Annotated in this window: 1 protein-coding gene; it reads right to left on the bottom strand. The window is 75.3% G+C overall.

The window, feature by feature from the left end:
* On the bottom strand, positions 1–1,134 hold a 1,134-nt coding region (locus AC2CJA_RS26690; RefSeq protein ID WP_484605215.1), incomplete at its 3' end, for a hypothetical protein.
* Positions 1,135–1,338: the final 204 nt, after the last annotated feature.

The raw sequence follows: 1,338 nt of genomic DNA, 5'->3' as shown, positions 1-1,338 counted from the left end.
CCGCCGCACGACGCGCAGCAGCTCCCCGGCCGGCACCCCGCCCACCGGGCGCTCCTCGACCGGAAGCGGCTTCCGGCGGCGGGCCAGGGCCGGCCCCGCGGCGATCCCGCCCAGGACGGCCGCCACGGCCGCGTCGAGGGGGACCGTCTCCGGTACGGCGGACTCGGCGCCGGTGTCCGGCTCCGGGGTGAGCGTCGCGAGGTCGCCGATCACCCGCACGCCGAACTTCCGGATGTCCGCGACCATCTCCTCGGCCACCTCGGCCGCCTCCCGCTGTGCCCAGCCGGGGGTGATGATCCTCGGCTCACCGGGCGAGGGCCGGTAGTCCTGCATGAGGGGGACGACGCCCTCTCGCACCACCTTCTCGCGCGGGTGGTCGGTCAGGGGCCGCTCGGCGAGCCTGCGGTTGAGCCTGAGCAGCAGCTCGGCCTGGGACTGTGTCAGCGAGCGGTTGACACCGCCCTCCTCGGGCTCCAGCAGGCCCTTGGGCAGGCCCAGCAGCTCCTCGAAGACCCGGAACTGCCACTGCGGCTCGGCGTCGTCCACGACCACCACGGTGATGTTGTCCGCCCCCGCCGCGCGGGCCCAGCGCTCCAGCAGGGCATCGTGCCGGTGCCGGTGCCAGAACTCGGGCGTGGAGCACCGAGAGGGCCGGCGCAGCAGGCCGTCGAGCCACTCCTCGTAGGAGTCGCACAGCCCGTGCTTGACGTACTGCTGCCAGTGCGAGGGGAGGATCCGCAGCAGCGGGCGCAGGGTCACCACGACGTGCACGCCCTCGCCGCCGGCCCCCCGCAGCCCTCGCACCGCCTCCCGGGCCGCGGTGTCGTCGGCGTCGGAGAAGAACTCGCTGCTGACCACCATCCGGAGGTCGTCGCCCATCGCGGCGGCCTCCGCGCACAGCGCCTCCCAGGGCGCCATGGCCGGGCTGCCGGGAGCGGACCGGGCGGCGTTCCTCGTGATCGCGACGGCCGGCCTCTTGGCCTGGCGTTCCCGGCCCGCGTACAGCACACCGTGCTCGGCCAGCTCCCGCCGTGCCCGGTGGAAGGCCCCCTGGAGCGCGGTCGTGCCCGTCTTGTAGGGCCCGATGTGCAGCAGCCGGGTACCCGGCTGGACGGTGAACCGCTCCCCGTGCACGAGGAATCCTCCACTCCCGGCCGTCGTGCCCGCCGACCGCCCTGTCGGCCAGCCTCCTGGACCAGGACGCTAGGAGCGGCCGGTGAGCACCGGGTGACGCACGGGTTACGGGAGTGTGCTGAACGGGCGACCGGGGCGCGGGAGGGTCTGAACGCCGGGAGGGGGCCGCCCACCCCGCGTCCTCGCGGCGCCCCCACCCCCCCG

Source organism: Streptomyces sp. ATLC9 (genome assembly GCF_057196705.1).
This window is presented reverse-complemented; position numbering and strand designations above follow the sequence as displayed.